We start from the raw sequence: 23,582 nt of genomic DNA, 5'->3' as shown, positions 1-23,582 counted from the left end.
CACCTCGGGAGCGGAGTTGTGTAAGCTTCTGTCTGCGCAACAAGCGAGATATCGCGCGAGCGCGCCCCCTTAGCTCAGTCGGCAGAGCGTCTCCATGGTAAGGAGAAGGTCTACGGTTCGATTCCGTAAGGGGGCTCCACCCGGGTTCGTGATCCGCCCTCAGGCGCGGTATTTCAGCCTGGCGCGGCGGTGTAGCTCAGATGGTAGAGCAAGCGGCTCATAATCGCTGTGTCGCCGGTTCAAGTCCGGCCACCGCTACTGGTTCGGGTTCACCTCCGAATTGATGTACGAAACCGGACGAATGTCCGGCGTTTTGCATGTCCGAGTGGCAAGCAGTTACTCTCACATGTCGTAGTGAATCCCGTGAGCAGGAAGGCACCCCGCCGTGGCCAAGGCGACCGACGTCCGTCCCAAGATCACCTTGGCGTGTACGGAGTGCAAGGAGCGCAACTACATCACGCGCAAGAACCGCCGTAACGACCCGGACCGCATCGAGCTGAAGAAGTTCTGCCCCCGGGACGGGAAGCACACCCTGCACCGCGAAACGCGCTGACCTGTAGCAACACCGAAATGGCGGCACCCGGCGACGGGTAGCCGCCATTTTCGTATTTCTGCACGACCAGTGTTTCAAGGTAGTTTCGGCGCATGCCCTTGGACCAGTCCTTCGTCGGCCGCAGCTGGCCGGCCACCGAGCCCTACCAGGTGGGCCGCGAGAAGATCCGCGAGTTCGCCACCGCGATCGGCGCCACCGACGCCGAATATCACGACCCCGAGGCCGCGCGTGCCGCCGGCTATCCGGACGTCGTGGCCCCGCCGACGTTCCCCGTCGTGATCACGATGGCCGCCAACCGGCAGGTCATCGCCGACCCCGATCTCGGCATCGACTACAGCCGGGTCGTGCACGGGGACCAGCGGTTCGCGTACACCCGTCCGGTGGTCGCGGGTGATGCTCTCGTCTGCGTGAACACCGTCGAGGAGATCATCTCGCGGGGCGGCCACGAGTTCATCACCACCCGCACCGACGTCACCACCGAGGCCGGCGAGGCCGTCGTCTCGGTCTGGTCCAAGCTTGTCCAGCGTGGAGAGGGCTGATCATGGCTGAGCAGCTGCCGCCCCAAACTTTCCAGGTGACCCGCGCCGACCTGATCCGCTACGCGGGTGCGTCCGGCGACTTCAACACGATCCACTGGAGCGAGCGGATCGCGCAGAGCGTCGGCCTGCCCGGTGTGATCGCCCACGGCATGTTCACGATGGCGCTCGCCGGCCGGGCCGTGTCCACGTGGGCCGGTGCCCCTGACGCGGTCGTGGAGTACGGCGTGCGCTTCGCCCGCCCGGTCCCCGTGCCCGACACCGATGAGGGCACCGAGGTCGTCGTGACCGGCGTGATCAAGGAAGTCACCGACGACGGGCTGACCAAGATTGACGTCGTTGCGACCTGCGATGGGGTCAAGGTTTTGTCGCTGGGCAAGGCTGTGATCCGTAAAAGGTGATTTGGCCTGGGTTTTCCGCTGCGGGAAGGCTCAGCGTGAGGCGTGGGTGGGCCGGGTTGGGCAACCCGGCTCTCTACCCGTACACTGGTTCGCCGTGGGGCTAATCGTCCCTGCCTTCCGTGTGTGAAAACGTTCGGGGAGCAGGCTGAGCAGCCGCACATAGGGGTGTAGCTCAATTGGCAGAGCAGCGGTCTCCAAAACCGCAGGCTGCAGGTTCAAGTCCTGTCACCCCTGCGCACCGACCCGTATCGGCCCGGCGGCGGACCGCCCGGCGCGGGCCGCCGGTACGACCTAGGCGCCGCGTCAGGTGCCCAGGAACCACCACCGACCGATGACGGAAGAGGGCGAAGTGGCCGAGAGTAAGCGACCCGGTGACGACGCTGACCGCCCCGGCGACGACGAGGCGTTCGACGACTCCGTTGTTGCGGATGACGTCGTCGCGGACGACGAGCCGGTGGCCGTCGGCGGCGGGACCGCTGAGCGCAACGAGACTTCCGACGCCGAGAGCTCCGACAAGAGCAAGCCGAAGAAGGAATCCCGGCGCAGTGGACGCTTCGGTGGTTTCTTCCGCGAGGTTGTCGGTGAGCTGCGTAAGGTCATCTGGCCGACGCGTAAGGAATTGCTGACCTACACGGGCGTGGTCATCGCCTTCGTCACTGTGATGACCACGATCGTGGCCGTTCTGGACTACGGGTTCGGCAAGGCCATCCTGGCGTCGTTCGGCAACTGAAGCTGATAGTTACGGAAGTGAGCAAGCGTGCCTGAGTACGACGACGAGACCGCCGCCCTGGAGAAGGGCTCCGCCGCCGACGAGCAGTCCTCGGTGGCCACGGCGGGCGACGCCGAGTCGGTCGAGGCCGCCACTGAGCCCGCCGAGGCCGCCGAGGCCATCGATTCGGACGAGGCTGTCGAGGACGGTGCCACCGAGGACGAGGCCGCCGAGGCCGAGGACGAGGTCGCTCCCGACGTTGACGAGAACTACGACCCCGTGGCCGAGCTGCGTCAGAAGCTGCGTTACGCGCCGGGCGACTGGTACGTCGTGCACTCCTACGCCGGCTACGAGAACAAGGTCAAGACCAACCTCGAGACCCGGATCACGAGCCTCGACATGGAGGATTTCATCTTCCAGGTCGAGGTGCCGACCCGCGAAGAGGTCGAGGTCAAGAACGGCAAGCGCAACCAGGTGCAGGCCAAGGTCTTCCCCGGCTACATCCTGGTCCGGATGGACCTCAGCCCTGAGTCCTACTCCTGTGTGCGCAACACGCCCGGTGTGACCGGCTTCGTCGGGGCGACCGACCGCGTCGACCGCCCGGCTCCGCTCTCGCTCGACGAGGTGCTGAAGTGGCTGGCACCGGCCGTCGTGGCGGAGGAGAAGAAGGCGAAGCCCGAGATCAGGGTCCTCGACTTCGAGGTCGGCGACTCGGTCACCGTGACCGACGGCGCGTTCGCCTCGCTGCCGGCCTCCATCTCGGAAATCAATGCCGACCAGCAGAAGTTGAAGGTGCTGGTGTCCATCTTCGGCCGGGAGACCCCGGTCGAGCTGAACTTCAACCAGGTCGCCAAGATCTGACCTGGTTCGTCGTGGGAGGGGCTCTCCAGCCCCGCCATCTACCACAGGAGTAAAAGAAAATGCAGCGCAGCAAGGCTTACCGCAAGGCCGCCGAGTCGATCAACCTCGACTCGCTCTACGCGCCCGCCGAGGCCGTGTCCCTGGCCAAGGGCAGCAGCACCGCCAAGTTCGATGCCACGGTCGAGGTCGCCATGCGCCTCGGTGTCGACCCGCGTAAGGCTGACCAGATGGTCCGTGGCGTCGTCAACCTGCCGCACGGCACGGGCAAGACCGCCCGCGTCATCGTCTTCGCCCAGGGCGCCAAGGCTGAAGAGGCCGTCGCCGCCGGTGCGGACGAGGTCGGCACGGACGAGCTCGTGGCCCGCATCCAGGGCGGCTGGCTCGACTTCGACGCCGCGATCGCCACCCCGGACCAGATGGCCAAGATCGGCCGGATCGCCCGGATCCTCGGCCCCCGTGGCCTCATGCCCAACCCGAAGACCGGCACGGTCACCGTCGACGTGACCAAGGCCGTGTCCGACATCAAGGGCGGCAAGATCACGTTCCGGGTGGACAAGCACTCCAACCTGCACCTGATCATCGGCAAGGCGTCGTTCTCGGCCGAGCAGCTCCTCGAGAACTACAGCGCGGTGCTCGACGAGGTCCTGCGGGCCAAGCCGTCGGCCGCCAAGGGCACCTACCTCAAGAAGGTCACCGTCAGCACCACGATGGGCCCCGGCGTGCCGGTCGACCCGAAGGTCGTCAAGAACCTCCGCGACAACGCTGACGCCTGATCGCACCGTTTGTCATGAAAGCCCCCGGGGACATCCCCGGGGGCTTTTTTGTGCGAGGCTGCCCGCGTGCGATTCGACCGGATCTGGTTCCGCTACGCGCGCCGCGCGGGCTGGGCGCTCACGGAAGTGACTGCCACCGTCGACCCCGGCGCCACGGTGGTCGTGCTGGGCCGCAACGGCGCGGGCAAGTCGACCCTCCTTCAGCTGGCCGCCGGCGTCCTGGAGCCGGTGCGTGGTGCGGTCCTGGATCGACCGCCGGTCGTGGGCTGGGTCCCCGAGCGTTTCCCCGCCGACCAGCCGTTCACCACCGAGCAGTATCTGACCGCGATGGCGGCCCTGCGAGGTCTGCGCGGGCCGCGGAGCCGGTCCGAGATCGATCACTGGATCGAGCGGCTCGGTCTCGGTGAGCACCGCCACATCCGGCTGGGCGCGCTCTCCAAGGGCACGGCGCAGAAGGTCGGCCTCGCCCAGGCACTCCTGGTCCCGCCGGGTCTGCTGGTCCTGGACGAGCCGTGGGAGGGCCTGGACTCCGCAGCCCGCACCCTGGTCCCGCAGATCGTCGCCGAGGTGACCGGTGCCGGGGGAGCGGTTCTGATCAGCGATCATCGCGGCGAGATCGCGTCGCTGCCGGGCGCGATCCGCTGGAGCGTGCAGAACGGCACGGTGGTCACCGGAGTCCCTGCCCCGGAGCCGGTCCCGGAGGACGTCATTCTCGAGCTCGCCGTCCCACGAGCGGAGGCAGACCAGCTGATGGCCCGGCTGAGTGCCGAGGGTCATCGCATTCTCCGGGTACGCGAGGAGCGCGCATGACGATCGCGTTGGCTCGGATGCGCCTCGTGGCCCTCGTCCGCGGTGGCCGGATCCTCGCACCCCTGATCGCCGGGCTCGTGGTGCTCGGCATCATCCACGGCGGCGGCCAGTCGCCGGCTGCCTCCGCCTACGGATATTCGGCGGCCATGCTGTTCCCGGTCTTCGCCTGGCTCACCAAGGTGGTCCTGGACGCCGAGCCGGACGTCCAGCGCCGCCTCGCCCGCGTCGCCGTGGGCGCTGCCCGGGAGTCCGCCGCGGGCGCTCTGGCTGCCGTTGCGGCCGGGTTGGCGTTCACCGTCGTGGCGATCGCTGTTCCGCTGGTCATGGGCGCGATCGGTCCACCGAAGCCGGGGGAGACCTCGATCGTCGCCGGTGTCGGGCTCGGGGTGCTCGCGCATGTGCTGGCGCTGGGGGCGGGGGTGGCGCTGGGGTCGGTTGCTTGCCGGGCGGTTACGCGTACGGTCCGCAATGGGGTCGTGGTGCTCGTCACAGGGTCGGTGCTCGTGGTCGTCCTGGGGCTACGAGGCTCGATCGCACCCTGGTCCGTGCCGCCGGTGATGGCTGTCTCCCGCGCGCTCGCCGAGGTGCCCGTGCCCAGCCCAGGGGCCTTCCTGCTGCTCGTCGGCTGGGCGGTCGTGTGGTGCGGTGCCGTTCTCGCCGGGTACGCCGCGGTCCGGCGCCGGCGCTCGTGAGCCGATTTGGATCCGGGCGCTTCTCCGCGTAACCTCTGACTCAGAGTTCCACCCATAGACCGCTGGTATCCGATTCCCCGTCGAAAGACGGCAGGTTCGGACGAAGGTCCCGCGACATGCGGGCGACCCGCGCAGGGGAGAACGGTTCGTGATCATGAAGGCGCCTCTGGTGCCCATGTCCCGCCCCGTGCGCCCTGCGCCGGGGCGTTTCTCATGTTCGGGCCCGCTATCTCACCAGCGGATCTTCGAGCATTGAAAGGAGGGACATGGCGGACAAGCCGGTCCGGGCCGATAAGGCCTCTGCCGTTGCCGAGCTCACGGAGCAGTTCCGTAACTCGTCGGCCACCCTGTTGACCGAGTACCGCGGTCTCACGGTTGCCCAGATCAGTGAACTGCGTCGCACCCTCGGCCGCGAGACCAAGTACTCCGTGTCGAAGAACACGCTCGCGAAGCGTGCTGCCACCGATGCGGGCATCGATGGTCTCGACGCGCTCTTCGCCGGTCCTACCGCGCTCGCGTTCGTCAGCGGCGACCCGGTCGAGGCGGCCAAGGGCCTTCGTGCCTTCGCCAAGACCAACCCCGCCCTGGTGATCAAGGGCGGCGTCTTCGAGGGCAAGGCCATCTCGGCGGCCGAGGTCAGCAAGATCGCTGACCTCGAGTCCCGTGAGGTGCTGCTGGCCAAGCTGGCCGGCGCCATGAAGGGCAACCTGACCAAGGCAGCGGCCACGTTCCAGGCCCCGCTCGCCCAGGTCGCACGTCTTGCGGCTGCGCTGCAGGACAAGCGCGCGCAGGACGGTTCCGCCGAGGCCTGATTCGGCCCGCGCGGAGTGACTTAACACCCACAGAACCAACGAAAGGTTGCCAGACATGGCGAAGCTCAGCACCGACGAGCTGCTCGACGCGTTCAAGGAAATGACCCTGATCGAGCTCTCCGAGTTCGTGAAGCAGTTCGAAGAGGTCTTCGAGGTCACCGCCGCCGCGCCCGTCGCGGTTGCCGGCCCGGCCGCCGTCGCCGCCGAGGCGGAGCCGGAGAAGGACTCCTTCGACGTCGTCCTCGAGGCCGACGGTGGCAAGAAGATCCAGGTCATCAAGGTCGTGCGTGAGCTGACCGGCCTGGGCCTCAAGGAGGCCAAGGACGCCGTTGAGGCCGCCCCCAAGGCGATCCTCGAGGGTGTCGACAAGGAGAAGGCCGAGGCTGCCAAGGCCAAGCTCGAGGGCGAGGGCGCCAAGGTCACCCTCAAGTGACCTGAGGCTCCACCGCACCACCTCGCACGAGCGGGGACCCTTCACAGGGTCTCCGCTCGTTCGCGCATCCCGATAGAACCGCAGGTCAGGAGCCGTTTCTTCGGCGGTCGGATGGACGACTGACGAAAACGGCCAATCATCTTTTATGCTGATTCTCAGGCGCAGCGCGGCGTCTGCGGGACGACGGCACACGTTCGACCCGCGGCACAACCCTTGACTGTGTGTCCGCTGACAGGCACGCTGACATCAGCAAGTTTCCGCGCTTGCGACAGCCGTCCAAGGGCAGCCGAGATTTTGTCGGCTCCTGCGGACCGGCACCGGAGGGCAGCACGCCGCGTTGAGCGGTCCCGCTGAGGCACTGACCGGGGAGCACCGATAAAGGTGCAGGTCAGAGGCGTTCGGGACGTGTTCCGCAGGCACCCTCAGGTGTGGGCTGGACAGCGGTTAGCCGAGCGGCTACACTGCTAGTTTGCGCTGCCTTCTGCCTTGAGCCCTGCAGGGACATCCATCAGGATGATTTCCTGGGGGTCCATTGGAGTGCCCAGGGCAGTAGACAGCGCAGCAGTTGCATCAGCAGCTCAGCCGCATCAGCAGCACCGGTCCTCGGAAGGACGCATCTTGGCAGCTTCCCGCCCTGCGAAGACCAGCCGTACGTCGAGCGCTTACGCTCCCCGCCGTATCTCGTTCGGCCGGATCCAAGAGCAGCTTGAGGTCCCCAACCTCCTTGCCCTCCAGACGGACTCGTTCGACTGGTTGGTGGGTAACGAGGCTTGGCAGACCCGCACGACGGACGATCCGCACGCCCACTCGGGCCTCGCAGAGATCCTTGAGGAGATCAGTCCCATTGAGGACTTCTCCGGCACCATGTCACTGTCCTTCTCCGCTCCGCGCTTCGACGAGGTCAAGGCCTCGATCGAGGAGTGCAAGGAGAAGGACCTGACTTACTGCGCACCGCTGTTCGTGACCGCGGAGTTCACCAACAACACCACTGGCGAGATCAAGAGCCAGACCGTGTTCATGGGTGACTTCCCGATGATGACCCCCAAGGGGACGTTCGTCATCAACGGCACCGAGCGCGTCGTGGTGAGTCAGCTCGTCCGTTCGCCGGGCGTGTACTTCACCAAGGAGCCGGACAAGACCTCCGACCGTGACCTTTCCAGCGTCAAGGTCATTCCGAGCCGGGGCGCCTGGCTCGAGTTCGACATCGACAAGCGCGACACCGTCGGTGTCCGCATCGACCGCAAGCGCCGGCAGGCAGTCACCGTCCTGCTCAAGGCGATCGGCTGGTCCGCGGACCAGATCCGGGAGCGGTTCGGCTGGTCCGAGCTGCTCATGACGACGCTCGAGAAGGACCACATCGGCGGGCAGGACGAGGCCCTGCTCGACATCTACCGCAAGCTCCGTCCCGGCGAGCCCCCGACCCGGGAGAACGCGCAGACCCTGCTCGACAACCTCTTCTTCAACCCGAAGAGGTACGACGTCGCCAAGGTCGGCCGTTACAAGTTCAACAAGAAGCTGGACATCGACGTACCGATCGTCCGCGGCACGCTCACCGAGGAAGACATCGTCAAGACCGTGGACTACCTCTGCCGGCTGCACGCCGGTGAGGAAGGCTACGAGGCCGACGACATCGACCACTTCGGCAACCGTCGCCTGCGTACCGTCGGCGAGCTGATCCAGAACCAGGTTCGCGTCGGCCTCTCCCGCATGGAGCGGGTTGTCCGCGAGCGCATGACGACGCAGGACGTCGAGGCGATCACGCCGCAGACCCTGATCAACATCCGCCCCGTGGTGGCTGCGATCAAGGAGTTCTTCGGCACGTCGCAGCTGTCGCAGTTCATGGACCAGACCAACCCGCTGGCGGGCTTGACCCACCGGCGCCGGCTGAGCGCGCTCGGCCCGGGTGGTCTGTCCCGTGAGCGGGCCGGCTTCGAGGTCCGTGACGTGCACCCGTCCCACTATGGCCGGATGTGCCCGATCGAGACGCCGGAAGGCCCGAACATCGGCCTGATCGGTGCTCTCTCGACGTTCGCGCGGGTCAACCCGTTCGGTTTCGTCGAGACCCCGTACCGCAAGGTGGACAACGGCGTGGTCACCGACCAGGTCGACTACCTCACCGCGGACGAGGAAGACCGGTACATCAAGGCGCAGGCGAACGCCACGCTCGCCGCGGACAACACGTTCGCACAGGATCGCGTCCTGGTCCGCCGTAAGGGCGGTGAGGTCGACTACGTGCCCGGCACGGACGTCGACTACATGGACGTCTCGCCGCGACAGATGACCTCGGTCGCGACGGCGATGATCCCGTTCCTCGAGCACGACGACGCCAACCGCGCCCTCATGGGTGCGAACATGCAGCGTCAGGCGGTGCCGCTGGTCAAGGCCGAGGCGCCGCTGGTCGGCACCGGCATGGAATACCGTGCCGCGGTCGACGCCGGCGACGTGGTCGTGGCCGAGGTCGGCGGTGTGGTCGAGGACCTCTGCGCCGACTACGTGACGGTCCACCAGGACGACGGCCACCGCCGTACGTACCTGCTGCACAAGTTCCGTCGCAGCAACGCCGGCTCCTGTGTCAACCAGAAGCCCGTCGTCTTCGAAGGCGACCGGGTCGAGGCCGGCCAGGTCGTAGCCGACGGTCCGTGTACCGACGAGGGGGAGATGGCCCTCGGCCGCAACCTGCTCGTCGCGTTCATGTGCTGGGAAGGCCACAACTACGAGGACGCGATCATCCTGTCGCAGCGCCTCGTGCAGCAGGACGTGCTCACCTCGATCCACATCGAGGAGCACGAGGTCGACGCGCGTGACACCAAGCTCGGCCCGGAAGAGATCACCCGCGACATCCCCAACGTCAGCGAGGAAATGCTCGCTGACCTGGACGAGCGCGGCATCATCCGGATCGGTGCCGAGGTTGTGCCCGGCGACATCCTGGTCGGCAAGGTCACGCCCAAGGGCGAGACCGAGCTCACCCCCGAGGAGCGGCTGCTCCGCGCGATCTTCGGTGAGAAGGCGCGCGAGGTCCGCGACACCTCGCTGAAGGTTCCGCACGGCGAGACCGGCACGGTCATCGGCGTCCGGACCTTCTCCCGCGAGGACGGCGACGAGCTGCCCCCGGGCGTGAACGAGCTCGTTCGCGTCTACGTGGCACAGAAGCGCAAGATCCAGGACGGCGACAAGCTCGCCGGCCGGCACGGCAACAAGGGTGTCATCTCGAAGATCCTGCCGATCGAGGACATGCCGTTCCTGGAGGACGGCACCCCGGTCGACATCGTGCTGAACCCGCTGGGTGTGCCCTCGCGTATGAACATCGGCCAGGTTCTGGAGACCCACCTCGGGTGGATCGCCAAGACCGGCTGGGAGGTCGAGGGCGACGACTCCGAGTGGAAGCGTCAGCTGCGGGCCATCGAGGCGCACGAGTCCCCCAAGGACTCGAACGTCGCGACCCCGGTCTTCGACGGCGCGCAGGAAGAGGAGATCAAGGGTCTCCTCGAGTCGACTCTCGTCAACCGTGACGGGAAGCGGCTGGTCAACGGTGACGGCAAGGCGCAGCTCTTCGACGGTCGCTCCGGCGAGCCGCTGCCCGACCCGATCTCCGTCGGCTACGTCTACATCCTGAAGCTGAACCACCTGGTCGACGACAAGATCCACGCTCGTTCGACCGGCCCCTACTCCATGATCACGCAGCAGCCGCTGGGTGGTAAGGCGCAGTTCGGTGGCCAGCGGTTCGGCGAGATGGAGTGCTGGGCGATGCAGGCCTACGGTGCGGCTTACGCACTGCAGGAGCTGCTGACCATCAAGTCCGACGACGTTCTCGGCCGCGTGAAGGTCTACGAGGCAATCGTCAAGGGCGAGAACATCCCGGAGCCGGGCATCCCCGAGTCCTTCAAGGTGCTGCTCAAGGAGCTGCAGTCGCTGTGCCTGAACGTTGAGGTGCTTTCCAGCGACGGCGTGGCCCTGGAGATGCGCGAGACGGACGACGAGGTCTTCCGGGCCGCGGAGGAACTCGGCATCGACCTGTCCCGGCGCCCGAACGAGGGCGTCAGCAGCGTCGAAGAGATCTGACGGAGAGCGTCCCCGGTGAGCTTCTTCTCGCCGGGGACGCCCCCCGCCGGCCTGGAATTCATCCGAGCAAGGAAACACGAGGGATAGACCAAGTGCTGGACGTCAACTTCTTCGACGAGTTGCGCATCGGCCTGGCCACCGCTGACGACATCCGCCAGTGGTCGCACGGCGAGGTCAAGAAGCCCGAGACGATCAACTACCGCACCCTGAAGCCTGAGAAGGACGGACTCTTCTGCGAGAAGATCTTCGGCCCTCAGCGCGACTGGGAGTGCTACTGCGGAAAATACAAGCGGGTCCGGTTCAAGGGCATCATCTGTGAGCGCTGCGGCGTCGAGGTGACCCGGTCCAAGGTCCGTCGAGAGCGCATGGGCCACATCGAGCTCGCCGCGTCGGTCACGCACATCTGGTACTTCAAGGGTGTGCCGAGCCGCCTGGGCTACCTGCTCGACCTGGCGCCCAAGGATCTCGAGAAGATCATTTACTTCGCCTCGTACGTGATCACGAGCGTTGACGCCGAGGCGCGTCACCGCGACATGTCCACCATCGAGAACGAGATCTTCGCCGAGAAGCGCCAGTCCGAGAACAGCCGCGACTCGGAGATCGAGAAGCGCGCCGCCAAGCTGGAGCAGGACCTGGCCGAACTCGAGGCCGAGGGTGCCAAGGCTGACGTGCGCCGCAAGGTCAAGGAGGCTGGCGAGCGCGAGATGCGCCAGATCCGTGACAAGGCGCAGCGCGAGATCGACCGCCTCGACGAGGTGCTCGACACCTTCCGCAAGCTCGACTCGAAGCAGCTGGTCACCGACGAGCTGCTCTACCGCGAGCTGCGGGACCGCTTCGGTGAGTACTTCACCGGTGGCATGGGTGCTGAGGCCATCAAGGCGCTGCTCCAGAACATGGACCTGGTCGCCGAGGCCGAGAACCTGCGCGAGATCATCCGCACGGGCAAGGGCCAGCGCAAGATCCGCGCGCTCAAGCGTCTGAAGGTTGTCGCGGCGTTCCTGAACACGCGCAACTCGCCGCTGGGCATGGTCCTGGACTGCGTCCCGGTCATCCCGCCGGACCTGCGCCCGATGGTGCAGCTCGACGGTGGCCGGTTCGCGACGAGCGACCTGAACGACCTGTACCGCCGGGTCATCAACCGCAACAACCGCCTCAAGCGCCTGATCGACCTGGGCGCCCCTGAGATCATCGTGAACAACGAGAAGCGGATGCTGCAGGAGGCCGTCGACGCACTGTTCGACAACGGCCGCCGTGGCCGGCCGGTCACCGGTCCGGGCAACCGCCCGCTCAAGTCGCTGTCCGACATGCTCAAGGGCAAGCAGGGCCGGTTCCGTCAGAACCTGCTCGGCAAGCGCGTCGACTACTCCGGCCGTTCGGTCATCGTCGTCGGCCCGCGGCTCAAGCTGCACCAGTGCGGTCTGCCCAAGCAGATGGCGCTGGAGCTGTTCAAGCCGTTCGTGATGAAGCGGCTGGTGGACCTTAACCACGCGCAGAACATCAAGTCGGCCAAGCGGATGGTCGAGCGTCAGCGCCCGGTCGTGTGGGACGTCCTCGAAGAGGTCATCAGCGAGCACCCCGTGCTGCTGAACCGCGCGCCGACCCTGCACCGCCTCGGCATCCAGGCCTTCGAACCGCAGCTGGTCGAGGGCAAGGCGATCCAGATCCACCCGCTCGTCTGTACGGCGTTCAACGCCGACTTCGACGGTGACCAGATGGCGGTCCACGTGCCGCTGTCCGCCGAGGCCCAGGCCGAGGCGCGGATCCTGATGCTCTCGTCGAACAACATCCTCAAGCCGGCCGACGGCAAGCCGGTCACCATGCCCACCCAGGACATGGTCATCGGCCTCTACTACCTGACGCACCTCACCAAGGGTGCGAAGGGTGAGGGCCGGGTCTTCAGCTCGGACGCCGAGGCTCGGATGGCGTTCGACAACGGCGAGCTGCACCTGCAGGCCAAGGTGAAGATCCGCCTGCAGGAGATCATCGGTGTCGACAACGGCGCCAAGGACGCGAAGTGGGAGCAGCCGGAGGACTGGACCTCGGGCGAGAAGCTGCTCGTCGAGACCACCCTGGGACGGGTGATCTTCAACGAGACGCTGCCCCCGGGCTACCGCTACGTGAATTACGAGATCCGCAAGGGTCAGCTCTCCGCAATCGTCAACGACCTCGCCGAGCGCTTCCCGAAGGTCGCCCTCGCGGCGACCCTGGACGCGCTCAAGGAGGCCGGTTTCCACTGGGCCACCTGGTCCGGTGTGACGATCGGTATGGGCGACGTCATCGGCCCCCCGCGCAAGCCTGAGATCATCGCGCGGTACCAGGGCGAGGCCGACCGGATCGACAAGCAGTACCAGCGTGGCCTGATGACCGCCGAGGAACGTCGCGGCGAGCTCATCGACATCTGGACCAACGCGACGAAGGACATCTCGAAGGAGATGGAGCTCGCGCTGCCGCAGGAGAACCCGCTCTGGGTCATGATCAACTCCGGCGCTCGCGGTAACCTCCTCCAGCTCCGTCAGATCGCCGCGATCCGTGGTCTGGTGGCCAACCCCAAGGGCGAGATCATCCCGCGCCCGATCACCTCGTCCTACCGCGAGGGCCTGACCGTCCTGGAGTACTTCATCTCCACGCACGGTGCCCGTAAGGGTCTGGCCGACACCGCGCTGCGTACCGCCGACTCGGGTTACCTGACCCGTCGTCTGGTGGACGTCTCGCAGGACGTGATCATCCGCGAGGAGGACTGCGGCACCGACCGCGCGATCCCGATGCAGGTCGCCGATCGCGAGCCGGACGGCACGCTCCTGGTGCACGTGCACGCCGAGACCGGGGTGCACGCCCGCACGCTGGCCGACGACATCGACGACGCCCAGGGCAAGCGGGTGGTGTCGCGTGGCGACGACCTCAACTCGATCATGGTGGACGCGCTCGTCGCGGCCGGCGTCGAGACGGTCCGGGTGCGCAGCGTCCTGACCTGTGAGTCGAAGCTCGGCGTCTGCGCGGCCTGCTACGGCCGTTCGCTGCCGACCGGCAAGTCGGTCGACATCGGCGAGGCCGTCGGCATCATCGCCGCCCAGTCCATCGGTGAGCCGGGAACGCAGCTGACGATGCGTACCTTCCACACCGGTGGTGTCGCGGGTGAGGACATCACCCAGGGTCTGCCCCGTGTGCAGGAGATCTTCGAGGCTCGCGTGCCGAAGGGTAAGGCGCCCATCGCCGACACCCCCGGTCGCGTGCGCATCGAGGACGGCGAGCGTTCGCGGAAGATCGTCGTGATCCCGGACGACGGCAGCGAGGAGATCGTGTACGACAAGATCTCCAAGCGCGTCAAGCTGCGCATCCCCGACGGCGGGCACGTGGCCGTCGGCGAGAAGCTGACCGAGGGCACGATCGACCCCCACGAGCTCCTGCGCATCATGGGCCCGCGCGCGGTTCAGGTCCACCTGACCGCCGAGGTCCAGCAGGTCTACCGCTCGCAGGGTGTGCTGATCCACGACAAGCACATCGAGATCATCATCCGCCAGATGCTCAAGCGGGTGACGGTGATCGACTCGGGTGCCGCGGAGTTCCTCCCCGGCGTGCTGGTCGACCGGGCGCTCTTCGAGTCGGAGAACCGCCGGATCGTCGGCGAGGGTGGCGAGCCCGCCGCCGGTCGTCCGGTGCTCATGGGTATCACCAAGGCCTCGCTGGCGACCGACTCCTGGCTCTCGGCGGCCTCCTTCCAGGAGACCACCCGGGTGCTCACCGACGCTGCGATCAACTCGCGCAGCGACTCGCTGGTGGGCCTCAAGGAGAACGTCATCATCGGCAAGCTCATCCCGGCGGGTACTGGCATCAGCAAGTACCGCAACATCCGGGTCGAGCCGACCGAGGAGGCGAAGGCCAAGGTGTACTCGATGACCGGGTACCCCGAGACCGACTACGGCTTCGGGCCGGCCAGTGGACAGGCAGTTCCGCTGGACGACTTCGACTTCGGGTCGTACCGCTGATCTCCTGCTGTTGATCTGAGCTGTTGAGCCAAGGGCGTCCGCGCATCGCGCGGGCGCCCTTCGGCGTTCCTCGTGCTCCTAGAATGGAGCGGTGACGCTCCCTGTCTCCGCCGCACCCACCCGCCATCCGATGGACCCGGAGCCGGTGCCCGCCACCAAGGCGCGGGCCGTCTTCGCCCTCGGACTGGTGGCGCTGCTCACCGGCCCGTTCATCGGCGGCGTGATCCCGGCCACGATCGCCTTGCTGCTCGCCCGGCAGGTCTCCCGCGAGCACTACGCGTCGGGCGGCTACCTGCTCGGCGCCAGATGGGTGCGCCGCGGCCGCGCGCTGGCCTGGGCCGGCATAGTCCTGGCGCTGACCGCGCTGGTCGTCGCCGTCATCGCCGGTCTGCTGCATTTCGCCGGGAGTTCCGGCGGCCAGGACTTCGCCCCCGGCACCGACTGAGCCCGTCCGGCGTCCCTCGGGCTGCGCTGTGCCACGTTCGGGTGACATGCTCGTCATGCACGTATGGGAACGCGGTCGAGAGGGACAGCTGGTGACGCAACAGCCAGGTTCGTGGCCCGGGCAGCCGGGGCAGCCGGTGGTGATGGCGCCCAAGGCGGGAGAGGCGTGGACCCCGGAGCGGGTCGACCCCGTGCCCGGCACCGAGTTCGGCCTGGTGCAGCTCAGGGTGCCGCCGATCACGTCCGGCCTCGCCGTCGGCGCACTCGCGGCGGGGATCGCAGCGATCCTGGTCTCCACCCTGGTGCTCTGCTTCGGCCTGGCCGGGTCGTCGCAGGGGTGGGGTGCGCTGGTGGCCGGGGCATTCGCTCTGCTCAGTGCCATAGCCGGTGGGGGTGCGATCACGGTGGGTCTGGCGGCGCGGCGCCAGATCAAACGCTCAGGCCAGGCCGGTCGCGTGCGCTTCACGGGCGGCGGTGTGGCGCTCGCGGGCATCTGGTGTGGTGGTGCGGGAGCGGGAATTGCGGTCCTGACTCTGCTGTTGGTAGTGGTGTTGCAGTCATCCTGAGGCCGCCCTTGTGAGGTCATCTTGGGGCCAGCTGCGGGAAACCGGCACCGCGGCGTTGCGTCCCAGGAAGACCCGGTACACTTGCTAAGCGGAGATGTCCATCGTCAAGCTGGTTGGTCTGAGCTGCTCATGTTCGAGCCTCTCGTTTTGACCTGCGTGCTAATGGTGGGTACTCTTTCCCCTTGCGCCCGGGCTCGCCCGGGCAACTCGTGCGTGCGCCCGAGTCTGTAGAACGACGGGGCGATGAGCACGACGGGCTGAGCCCGACAATGACAGAACTCGTTACGCGCAACCGCGTGTGGCGGGACCGTGAGCCGGACGACACGCCCGACCGCGGGTGCGGGCCGACCCCCAGGGTCGGTGCGCACACCAGGCAAAACGAAGACGTTGCGGCCGCTGAAGGGCGGCCGAAGGGAGCGGAGAAACCCGGTGCCCACGATCCAGCAGCTGGTCCGAAAGGGCCGACAGGCGAAGACGAGTAAGACCAAGACGCCGGCGCTGAAGGGAAGTCCTCAGCGGCGCGGCGTGTGCACGCGCGTGTACACCACCACCCCCAAGAAGCCGAACTCTGCGCTGCGCAAGGTCGCTCGTGTGAAGCTCAGCAGCCAGATCGAGGTGACGGCGTACATCCCGGGCGTCGGCCACAACCTGCAGGAGCACTCGATCGTGCTCGTGCGTGGCGGTCGAGTGAAGGACCTCCCGGGCGTCCGCTACAAGATCGTTCGTGGTTCGCTGGACACCCAGGGTGTCCGCAACCGCAAGCAGGCCCGCAGCCGTTACGGCGCGAAGAAGGAGAAGAGCTGATATGCCGCGTAAAGGCCCCGCTCCGCGCCACCCGTTGGTTGCGGACCCGGTTTACAACTCCCCGCTTGTCACCCAGTTGGTGAACAAGATCCTCGTGGGCGGCAAGCGTCAGCTCGCCGAGCGCATCGTCTACGGTGCCCTCGAGGGTGCCCGGGAGAAGAGCGGCACCGACCCCGTGGTGACGCTCAAGCGCGCCATGGACAACGTCAAGCCGACCCTCGAGGTCCGCAGCCGCCGCGTCGGTGGCGCGACCTACCAGGTGCCGGTCGAGGTGCGCACCCCGCGCCAGACCACCCTGGGCCTGCGCTGGTTGGTGCAGTACTCCAAGGCCCGTCGCGAGAAGACCATGATCGAGCGGCTGCAGAACGAGCTGCTCGACGCGAGCAACGGTCTCGGCGCCGCTGTCAAGCGTCGCGAGGACACCCACAAGATGGCGGAGTCCAACAAGGCCTTCGCGCACTACCGCTGGTAGGACCCTGTTACCGGTCCGGCAACCGCCGGGCCGGGACACCGGTCGATCCGGCTCCCCGCGGCATCCCGCGGGAACAAAGTCGATACGACGACGAAGAGTAGGGATTGCAGTGGCTGCCGCAGACGCGCTCGCCAAGGTACGCAACATCGGCATCATGGCGCACATCGACGCTGGTAAGACCACGACGACCGAGCGCATCCTGTTCTACACCGGCATCACGTACAAGATCGGTGAAGTCCACGAGGGCGCGGCCGTCATGGACTGGATGGAACAGGAACAGGAACGCGGCATCACGATCACCTCCGCCGCCACGAAGTGCGAGTGGAAGGGCTACACGATTCAGATCATCGACACGCCCGGCCACGTCGACTTCACGGTCGAGGTCGAGCGGTCGCTGCGTGTGCTCGACGGCGCCGTCGCGGTGTACGACGGTGTGGCCGGCGTGGAGCCGCAGACCGAGAACGTCTGGCGCCAGGCGGACAAGTACCACGTCCCGCGTATGTGTTTCGTCAACAAGCTCGACCGCACCGGTGCGGACTTCTTCCGCTGCGTGCAGATGATGATCGACCGGCTCAACGCCACCCCCCTGGTGCTGCAGATCCCGATCGGCCTCGAGGGCGACCACATCGGTGTCGTCGACCTGATCGGTATGCGCGCGCTGACCTGGCGTGGCGAGACCGCCAAGGGTGACGACTACGCCATCGAGGAGATCCCCGCGGATCTGCTCGACTCGGCCACCGAGTGGCGCGAGAAGCTCATCGAGACGCTCGCTGACGTCGATGACGCCGTGATGGTGAAGTACCTCGACGGCGAGAGCCTGACCGAGGTGGAGATCAAGGACGCCATCCGGCGCGCCACGATCGCCAGCAAGGCCAACCCGGTGCTGTGCGGCTCGGCGTTCAAGAACAAGGGCGTTCAGCCCATGCTCGACGCCGTGGTGGACTTCCTCCCGTCGCCGCTGGACGTCCCGGCCATCGAGGGCACCGCGCCGGACGGCGAGACGCCGATGCTGCGTAAGCCCTCCAACAGCGAGCCCTTCTCCGGCCTGGCCTTCAAGATCCAGACGGACAAGCACCTCGGCAAGCTGACGTACGTCCGGGTCTACTCCGGCACGCTCGATTCCGGTTCCCAGGTGGTCAACTCCACCAAGGACCGCAAGGAGCGGATCGGCAAGATCTACCAGATGCACGCCAACAAGCGCGAAGAGCGTCCGACGGCGCAGGCCGGCGACATCATCGCCGTGCAGGGTCTCAAGCAGACCACCACCGGTGACACGCTGAGCGACCCGGCCAACCCGGTGATCCTCGAGTCGATGACGTTCCCGGAGCCGGTCATCCAGGTGGCCATCGAGCCGAAGACCAAGTCGGACCAGGAGAAGCTGGGCACCGCGATCCAGCGCCTGGCCGAAGAGGACCCGACCTTCCGCGTCTTCAACGACGAGGAGACCGGTCAGACGGTCATCGCCGGCATGGGCGAGCTCCACCTGGACATCCTGGTGGACCGCATGCGCCGCGAGTTCAACGTCGAGGCCAACATCGGTAAGCCCCAGGTGGCGTATCGCGAGACGATCCGCGGCACCGTGGAGAAGCTCACCTACGTCCACAAGAAGCAGACCGGTGGCTCCGGCCAGTACGCGAAGGTCGTCGTCACGGTCGAGCCCCTGCCGCTCGAGGCGGACGGCCCGACCTACGAGTTCGTCAACGCGGTCTCCGGTGGTCGCATCCCGAAGGAGTACATCCCTTCGGTCGACGCCGGTGCGCAGGACTCGCTGCAGTACGGCGTGCTCGCGGGCTACCCGCTGGTCGGTGTCAAGCTGACACTGGTCGACGGTCAGTTCCACGAGGTCGACTCGTCGGAAATGGCGTTCAAGATCGCCGGCTCCATCGTGATGAAGGAAGCGGCCCGCAAGGCCGACCCCGTTCTTCTCGAGCCGATGATGGCCGTCGAGGTCACCACGCCCGAGGACAACATGGGCGATGTCATCGGCGACGTGAACTCCCGTCGTGGCATCATCCAGTCGATGGAAGAGCGCTCCGGCGCCCGCGTCATCAAGGCCCTGGTGCCGTTGTCGGAGATGTTCGGCTACGTCGGCGACCTCCGGTCGAAGACGCAGGGCCGGGCGAGTTACAGCATGCAGTTCGACTCCTACGCCGAAGTTCCTCAGAGCGTGGCGAAGGAGATCATCGCGAAGGCCACCGGCGCCTGATGCGTTGAGGCGCGTGCGGTCCGTCGAGGGCCGCACGCGCACGAGCAGTCGACAGAGTCCCCAGCGCCTTATCGGGCGTGCCGGGAGCGAAGAAAACCACAGTCCACAGGAGGACACCAGTGGCGAAGGCGAAGTTCGAGCGGACTAAGCCGCACGTCAACATCGGCACCATTGGTCACATCGACCACGGTAAGACGACGCTGACTGCGGCCATCACGAAGGTCCTGCACGACGAGTACCCGGACCTGAACCCCTACACCCCCTTCGACGAGATCGACAAGGCGCCGGAGGAGAAGGCCCGGGGTATCACGATCTCGATCGCGCACGTCGAGTACCAGACCGCGTCGCGTCACTACGCGCACGTGGACTGCCCCGGCCACGCGGACTACATCAAGAACATGATCACCGGTGCCGCGCAGATGGACGGCGCGATCCTGGTGGTCGCGGCGACCGACGGCCCGATGCCGCAGACCAAGGAGCACGTGCTCCTGGCCCGCCAGGTCGGCGTTCCGTACATCGTCGTGGCGCTGAACAAGAGCGACATGGTCGACGACGAGGAGCTCCTCGAGCTCGTCGAGCTCGAGGTCCGCGAGCTGCTCAGCACGTACGAGTTCCCGGGCGACGACCTGCCGGTCGTGCGCGTCTCGGCGCTGAAGGCGCTCGAGGGCGACGCCGAGTGGAGCGCCAAGCTCCTGGAGCTCATGAACGCGGTTGACACCGCGATCCCGCAGCCCGAGCGTGACGTCGAGAAGCCGTTCCTCATGCCCATCGAGGACGTCTTCACGATCACCGGTCGTGGCACGGTCGTCACCGGCCGGGCCGAGCGCGGCATCCTCAAGCCGAACGAGGAGGTCGAGATCGTGGGTATCCGCGAGAAGTCGACCAAGACCGTTTGCACCGGCATCGAGATGTTCCGCAAGCTGCTCGACGAGGCCCGCGCGGGTGAGAACGTCGGCCTCCTGCTGCGTGGTATCAAGCGCGAGGACGTCGAGCGTGGCATGGTCGTCGTGAAGCCGGGGTCCAGCACCCCGCACACGGAGTTCGAGGGCCAGGTCTACATCCTCTCAAAGGAAGAGGGCGGCCGGCACACCCCGTTCTTCCAGAACTACCGCCCGCAGTTCTACTTCCGCACCACGGACGTCACCGGCGTCGTCACGCTGCCCGAGGGCACCGAGATGGTCATGCCGGGCGACTCCACCAGCATGTCGGTCAAGCTGATCCAGCCGATCGCTATGGAGCAGGGCCTGAAGTTCGCGATCCGTGAGGGTGGCCGCACCGTCGGCGCCGGAACGGTCACGAAGATCAACGTCTGAGTTAACAGTGACCCCGATTAGCGTTGCCGGGTTCGATACGGCATACTAGTCAGGTTGCGTCCGCGCAGGGTGGTTGGTTGCCTTTGCAGTTCTGGCAGCCGACCACCCTCGCCCGGTGTCCGGCGTGTGTGTGAAAGCCGCCGGCCGCCCCGATCCCGACGGATGGGGCTGCTCTTCCGGTTAGCTCTGGTGGAGTTGCACCACGGGCACAACCGCGCCAGTTCACTGGGGCGGAAGCCTGTTTGCAGAGTTTTCTGCCACTAGGCGCGACACGCCCGACCGCGGGGGTCGGACAACGCAGGATCAAGCGTCCTGCGGGCATGCGAAAGCCACCGCTTTCGCACGTAGCGGCATCGAGAGAAGGAAACAGAAGCCACCATGGCGGGACAGAAGATCCGCATCCGGCTCAAGGCCTATGACCACGAGGTCGTCGACTCCTCGGCACGCAAGATCGTCGAGACGGTCACGCGGACCGGTGCGTCGGTCGCAGGCCCGGTGCCGCTGCCCACGGAGATCAACCGTTTCTGCGTGATCCGTTCGCCGCACAAGTACAAGGACTCGCGCGAGCACTTCGAGATGCGCACGCACAAGCGGCTGATCGACATCATCGACCCGACTCCGAAGACGGTCGACTCGCTCATGCGCCTCGACCTGCCGGCTGGCGTCGACATCGAGATCAAGCTGTAGGGACCGGACAATGGACAGGCAAGTTAAGGGGATCCTGGGCGCCAAGCTCGGCATGACCCAGGTCTGGGACAACAACAAGGTTGTCCCGGTGACCGTGGTGCAGGCCGGCCCTTGTGTCGTGACCCAGGTCCGCACCCAGGAGGCCGACGGCTACACCGCGGTTCAGCTGGCCTTCGGCCAGATCGACCCGCGCAAGGTCAACAAGCCCGAGAGCGGTCACTACGCGAAGGCGGGTGTGTCGCCGCGGCGCCACCTCGTGGAGCTGCGCACCACCGACGCGAGCGAGTACGAGCTCGGCCAGGAAATCAACGTCGACACGTTCGCCGTTGGCGCGCCGATCGACGTGACCGGCAAGACCAAGGGCAAGGGCTACGCCGGTGTCATCAAGCGGCACGGCTTCCACGGTCTGAAGGCCAGCCACGGTGTCGAGCGTAAGCACCGTCACCCGGGCTCCATCGGCGCCTGCGCCACTCCCGGTCGCGTCTTCAAGGGCGTCCGGATGGCCGGCCGGATGGGTGGCAACCGCTTCACCGTGCAGAACCTCACGGTGCAGGCAGTCGACATCGAGAAGAACCTGCTGCTCGTCAAGGGTGCCATTCCTGGTCCCAAGGGCGCGCTGATCCTGGTCCGTACGGCGGCGAAGAAGGGCGGTGTCAAGAAGTGAGCTCCGTTGACGTGATCAACGCCGAGGGCACCAAGGCCGGCTCGGTCGACCTGCCCGGCGACATCTTCGACGTGCAGGCGAACATTCCGCTGATGCACCAGGTCGTCGTGGCGCAGCTGGCCGCGGCCCGTCAGGGTACGGCGAAGGCCAAGACCCGCGGCGAGGTCGCCGGTGGCGGTAAGAAGCCGTACAAGCAGAAGGGCACCGGCCGCGCCCGTCAGGGCTCGATCCGCGCTCCTCAGTTCACCGGTGGTGGCGTCGTGCACGGCCCCGTGCCGCGCGACTACTCCCAGCGGACCCCCAAGAAGATGAAGGCCGCTGCCCTGCGTGGCGCCCTCTCCGACCGGGCCCGCGACGGTCACATCCACGTGGTCGAGGGCTTCGTCACCGGCGAGAAGCCGTCCACGAAGGCTGCGATCGCGACGCTGCGCAAGGCGACCGAGTCCACCAAGGTGCTCGTGGTGCTGAGCAGCCTGGACGCGGTGAACTGGATCTCGCTCCGCAACGAGCCGTCGGTCCACCTCATCGAGTCCGGCCAGCTCAACACGTACGACGTGCTGGTGGCTGACGCGGTTGTCTTCACGAAGGACGCCCTGGACGAGTTCCTGGGCGTACCGGCCGAAGCTTCCGAGGAGGGGGACAAGTGAGCACGATCGCCGACCCGCGCGACATCATCGTCGCGCCCGTGGTCTCCGAGAAGAGCTACAGCGTTCTCGACCAGAACTGGTACACGTTCGAGGTCCACCCGGACGCCAACAAGACCGAGATCAAGATCGCGATCCAGCAGATCTTCGATGTCCGCGTGCTGACGGTGAACACGATCAACCGCCAGGGCAAGCGCAAGCGCACCAAGACCGGCTTCGGTCAGCGCAAGGCGATCAAGCGCGCACTGGTGAAGCTGGCTGACGGTGACCGTATCGAGGCCTTCGGCGGCCCGGTCAGCTAAGGGGTTTGTAGATCATGGCTATCCGTAAGTACAAGCCGACCACGCCGGGCCGTCGCGGCTCGAGCGTCGCCGACTTCGCTGAGATCACCCGGTCGACGCCGGAGAAGTCTCTGCTGGTGCCGCTGCCCAAAAAGGGTGGCCGCAACGTCCACGGCCGCATCACCACGCGGCACCAGGGCGGCGGTCACAAGCGTCAGTACCGGCTGATCGACTTCAAGCGCGCCGACAAAGACGGCGTGCCGGCCAAGGTCGCTCACATCGAGTACGACCCGAACCGCACCGCCCGCATCGCACTGCTCCACTACGCCGACGGCTCGAAGCGTTACATCGTCGCGCCGAAGGACCTGAAGCAGGGCGACCGCGTCGAAGCCGGCGTGGGCGCGGACATCAAGCCGGGGAACAACCTTCCCCTGCGCAACATCCCGGTCGGTACGACGATCCACAACGTGGAGCTTCGTCCCGGCGGTGGTGCCAAGCTGGCCCGTTCGGCCGGCGTCGGTATCCAGCTGCTCGGCCGTGAGGACGTCTACGCCACGCTGCGTATGCCGTCCGGCGAAATCCGTCGTGTCGACGTGCGCTGCCGCGCCACCGTCGGCGAGATCGGTAACGCCGACCAGTCGAACATCAACTGGGGTAAGGCCGGCCGCATGCGCTGGAAGGGCAAGCGCCCGTCCGTCCGTGGTGTCGCCATGAACCCTGTCGACCACCCGCACGGTGGTGGTGAGGGTAAGACCTCTGGTGGTCGCCACCCGGTCAACCCGGCTGGTAAGCCGGAGGGCCGTACCCGCCGCAAGGGCCAGGAGAGCGACCGCATGATCGTTCGCCGCCGCTACGCCACCCGCAAGCGCGGGTAACGGG

General features: G+C 66.7%; 23 protein-coding genes and 3 tRNA genes. All 26 read left to right on the top strand.

What is annotated here, in order from left to right:
* Positions 1-63 precede the first annotated feature (63 nt).
* The 26 genes from Ahu01nite_RS11345 (at position 64) to rplB (ending at position 23,578) form a co-directional block, all read left to right on the top strand.
* Positions 64-139 (top strand) — tRNA-Thr (locus tag Ahu01nite_RS11345).
* Positions 140-185: 46 nt separating this feature from the next.
* Positions 186-258, top strand: a tRNA-Met gene (locus tag Ahu01nite_RS11340).
* A 127-nt stretch (positions 259-385) separates the two neighbouring features.
* The gene (gene rpmG, locus Ahu01nite_RS11335) at positions 386-553 is read left to right on the top strand and encodes a 50S ribosomal protein L33 (RefSeq protein WP_067495822.1); all 168 of its coding nucleotides are present in this window, start codon (positions 386-388) and stop codon (positions 551-553) included.
* Between the two features lie 92 nt (positions 554-645).
* Positions 646-1,092, top strand: a complete 447-nt coding sequence (locus Ahu01nite_RS11330) for a MaoC family dehydratase N-terminal domain-containing protein (protein ID WP_203836420.1) — start codon at positions 646-648, stop codon at positions 1,090-1,092.
* Between the two features lie 2 nt (positions 1,093-1,094).
* Entirely contained in the window at positions 1,095-1,490 is a 396-nt protein-coding gene (locus tag Ahu01nite_RS11325; protein WP_203836419.1) for a MaoC family dehydratase, read from the top strand.
* A 161-nt stretch (positions 1,491-1,651) separates the two neighbouring features.
* Positions 1,652-1,724: transfer RNA gene (locus Ahu01nite_RS11320), tRNA-Trp, on the top strand.
* A gap of 115 nt (positions 1,725-1,839) precedes the next feature.
* Positions 1,840-2,220 (top strand): preprotein translocase subunit SecE, encoded by a 381-nt coding sequence (gene secE, locus Ahu01nite_RS11315; protein WP_203836418.1) that lies wholly within the window; start codon positions 1,840-1,842, stop codon positions 2,218-2,220.
* Positions 2,221-2,247: 27 nt separating this feature from the next.
* Complete coding sequence (gene nusG, locus Ahu01nite_RS11310; RefSeq protein ID WP_239158773.1) at positions 2,248-3,060, top strand: transcription termination/antitermination protein NusG; 813 nt, start codon at positions 2,248-2,250, stop codon at positions 3,058-3,060.
* Between the two features lie 59 nt (positions 3,061-3,119).
* Positions 3,120-3,833 (top strand): 50S ribosomal protein L1, encoded by a 714-nt coding sequence (gene rplA / locus Ahu01nite_RS11305; RefSeq protein WP_203836417.1) that lies wholly within the window; start codon positions 3,120-3,122, stop codon positions 3,831-3,833.
* A 66-nt stretch (positions 3,834-3,899) separates the two neighbouring features.
* Positions 3,900-4,643, top strand: a complete 744-nt coding sequence (locus Ahu01nite_RS11300) for an ATP-binding cassette domain-containing protein (protein WP_203836416.1) — start codon at positions 3,900-3,902, stop codon at positions 4,641-4,643.
* Positions 4,640-5,335 (top strand): hypothetical protein, encoded by a 696-nt coding sequence (locus Ahu01nite_RS11295; RefSeq protein WP_203836415.1) that lies wholly within the window; start codon positions 4,640-4,642, stop codon positions 5,333-5,335. Before Ahu01nite_RS11300 ends, Ahu01nite_RS11295 begins: the two co-directional genes overlap by 4 nt.
* A gap of 266 nt (positions 5,336-5,601) precedes the next feature.
* The gene (rplJ, locus tag Ahu01nite_RS11290; protein ID WP_203836414.1) at positions 5,602-6,147 is read left to right on the top strand and encodes a 50S ribosomal protein L10; all 546 of its coding nucleotides are present in this window, start codon (positions 5,602-5,604) and stop codon (positions 6,145-6,147) included.
* 55 nt (positions 6,148-6,202) lie between these two features.
* Positions 6,203-6,580, top strand: a complete 378-nt coding sequence (gene rplL / locus Ahu01nite_RS11285) for a 50S ribosomal protein L7/L12 (RefSeq protein WP_203836413.1) — start codon at positions 6,203-6,205, stop codon at positions 6,578-6,580.
* A 618-nt stretch (positions 6,581-7,198) separates the two neighbouring features.
* Positions 7,199-10,639 (top strand): DNA-directed RNA polymerase subunit beta, encoded by a 3,441-nt coding sequence (rpoB, locus tag Ahu01nite_RS11280; protein WP_203836412.1) that lies wholly within the window; start codon positions 7,199-7,201, stop codon positions 10,637-10,639.
* A 92-nt stretch (positions 10,640-10,731) separates the two neighbouring features.
* Positions 10,732-14,622 carry a DNA-directed RNA polymerase subunit beta' gene (locus Ahu01nite_RS11275; RefSeq protein ID WP_203836411.1) on the top strand — a complete coding sequence of 1,297 codons (3,891 nt, stop codon included), beginning with the start codon at positions 10,732-10,734 and terminating at the stop codon, positions 14,620-14,622.
* Between the two features lie 130 nt (positions 14,623-14,752).
* Positions 14,753-15,067, top strand: coding sequence for a hypothetical protein (locus Ahu01nite_RS11270; RefSeq protein WP_203836500.1), 315 nt, complete (start codon positions 14,753-14,755; stop codon positions 15,065-15,067).
* Between the two features lie 91 nt (positions 15,068-15,158).
* Complete coding sequence (locus Ahu01nite_RS11265) at positions 15,159-15,632, top strand: DUF4190 domain-containing protein (protein WP_239158772.1); 474 nt, start codon at positions 15,159-15,161, stop codon at positions 15,630-15,632.
* Between the two features lie 429 nt (positions 15,633-16,061).
* Entirely contained in the window at positions 16,062-16,436 is a 375-nt protein-coding gene (gene rpsL, locus Ahu01nite_RS11260; protein ID WP_014440718.1) for a 30S ribosomal protein S12, read from the top strand.
* 1 nt (position 16,437) lies between these two features.
* Positions 16,438-16,908 carry a 30S ribosomal protein S7 gene (gene rpsG / locus Ahu01nite_RS11255; RefSeq protein WP_203836410.1) on the top strand — a complete coding sequence of 157 codons (471 nt, stop codon included), beginning with the start codon at positions 16,438-16,440 and terminating at the stop codon, positions 16,906-16,908.
* 109 nt (positions 16,909-17,017) lie between these two features.
* Complete coding sequence (gene fusA / locus Ahu01nite_RS11250) at positions 17,018-19,114, top strand: elongation factor G (protein ID WP_212995686.1); 2,097 nt, start codon at positions 17,018-17,020, stop codon at positions 19,112-19,114.
* A gap of 119 nt (positions 19,115-19,233) precedes the next feature.
* Positions 19,234-20,427 carry an elongation factor Tu gene (gene tuf / locus Ahu01nite_RS11245; RefSeq protein ID WP_203836409.1) on the top strand — a complete coding sequence of 398 codons (1,194 nt, stop codon included), beginning with the start codon at positions 19,234-19,236 and terminating at the stop codon, positions 20,425-20,427.
* Positions 20,428-20,805: 378 nt separating this feature from the next.
* A complete protein-coding gene (rpsJ, locus tag Ahu01nite_RS11240) occupies positions 20,806-21,114 on the top strand; it encodes a 30S ribosomal protein S10 (protein ID WP_097322778.1) in 309 nt (102 codons plus the stop codon).
* A gap of 10 nt (positions 21,115-21,124) precedes the next feature.
* Entirely contained in the window at positions 21,125-21,778 is a 654-nt protein-coding gene (gene rplC, locus Ahu01nite_RS11235; protein ID WP_203836408.1) for a 50S ribosomal protein L3, read from the top strand.
* Positions 21,775-22,425, top strand: a complete 651-nt coding sequence (gene rplD / locus Ahu01nite_RS11230) for a 50S ribosomal protein L4 (protein WP_203836407.1) — start codon at positions 21,775-21,777, stop codon at positions 22,423-22,425. The genes rplC and rplD overlap by 4 nt, the downstream gene beginning before the upstream one ends.
* Entirely contained in the window at positions 22,422-22,724 is a 303-nt protein-coding gene (gene rplW / locus Ahu01nite_RS11225) for a 50S ribosomal protein L23 (RefSeq protein ID WP_203836406.1), read from the top strand. Before rplD ends, rplW begins: the two co-directional genes overlap by 4 nt.
* A gap of 14 nt (positions 22,725-22,738) precedes the next feature.
* Complete coding sequence (rplB, locus tag Ahu01nite_RS11220) at positions 22,739-23,578, top strand: 50S ribosomal protein L2 (RefSeq protein ID WP_203836405.1); 840 nt, start codon at positions 22,739-22,741, stop codon at positions 23,576-23,578.
* Positions 23,579-23,582: the final 4 nt, after the last annotated feature.

Source organism: Winogradskya humida (genome assembly GCF_016862215.1).
GTDB lineage: Bacteria > Actinomycetota > Actinomycetes > Mycobacteriales > Micromonosporaceae > Actinoplanes > Actinoplanes humidus.
The sequence above is the reverse complement of the archived record's forward strand: the minus strand, read 5'-3'. Positions and strand labels throughout refer to the sequence as shown.

What these genes read in the sequence shown, in the direction of transcription:
- Ahu01nite_RS11330 (WP_203836420.1), top strand. Translation starts at nt 646, where the DNA reads ATGCCCTTGGACCAGTCCTTCGTCGGCCGCAGCTGGCCGGCCACCGAG.
- Ahu01nite_RS11325 (WP_203836419.1), top strand. Translation starts at nt 1,095, where the DNA reads ATGGCTGAGCAGCTGCCGCCCCAAACTTTCCAGGTGACCCGCGCCGAC.
- rplA (WP_203836417.1), top strand. Translation starts at nt 3,120, where the DNA reads ATGCAGCGCAGCAAGGCTTACCGCAAGGCCGCCGAGTCGATCAACCTC.
- Ahu01nite_RS11295 (WP_203836415.1), top strand. Translation starts at nt 4,640, where the DNA reads ATGACGATCGCGTTGGCTCGGATGCGCCTCGTGGCCCTCGTCCGCGGT.
- rplJ (WP_203836414.1), top strand. Translation starts at nt 5,602, where the DNA reads ATGGCGGACAAGCCGGTCCGGGCCGATAAGGCCTCTGCCGTTGCCGAG.
- rplL (WP_203836413.1), top strand. Translation starts at nt 6,203, where the DNA reads ATGGCGAAGCTCAGCACCGACGAGCTGCTCGACGCGTTCAAGGAAATG.
- Ahu01nite_RS11270 (WP_203836500.1), top strand. Translation starts at nt 14,753, where the DNA reads ATGGACCCGGAGCCGGTGCCCGCCACCAAGGCGCGGGCCGTCTTCGCC.
- rpsG (WP_203836410.1), top strand. Translation starts at nt 16,438, where the DNA reads ATGCCGCGTAAAGGCCCCGCTCCGCGCCACCCGTTGGTTGCGGACCCG.
- rpsJ (WP_097322778.1), top strand. Translation starts at nt 20,806, where the DNA reads ATGGCGGGACAGAAGATCCGCATCCGGCTCAAGGCCTATGACCACGAG.
- rplC (WP_203836408.1), top strand. Translation starts at nt 21,125, where the DNA reads ATGGACAGGCAAGTTAAGGGGATCCTGGGCGCCAAGCTCGGCATGACC.
- rplB (WP_203836405.1), top strand. Translation starts at nt 22,739, where the DNA reads ATGGCTATCCGTAAGTACAAGCCGACCACGCCGGGCCGTCGCGGCTCG.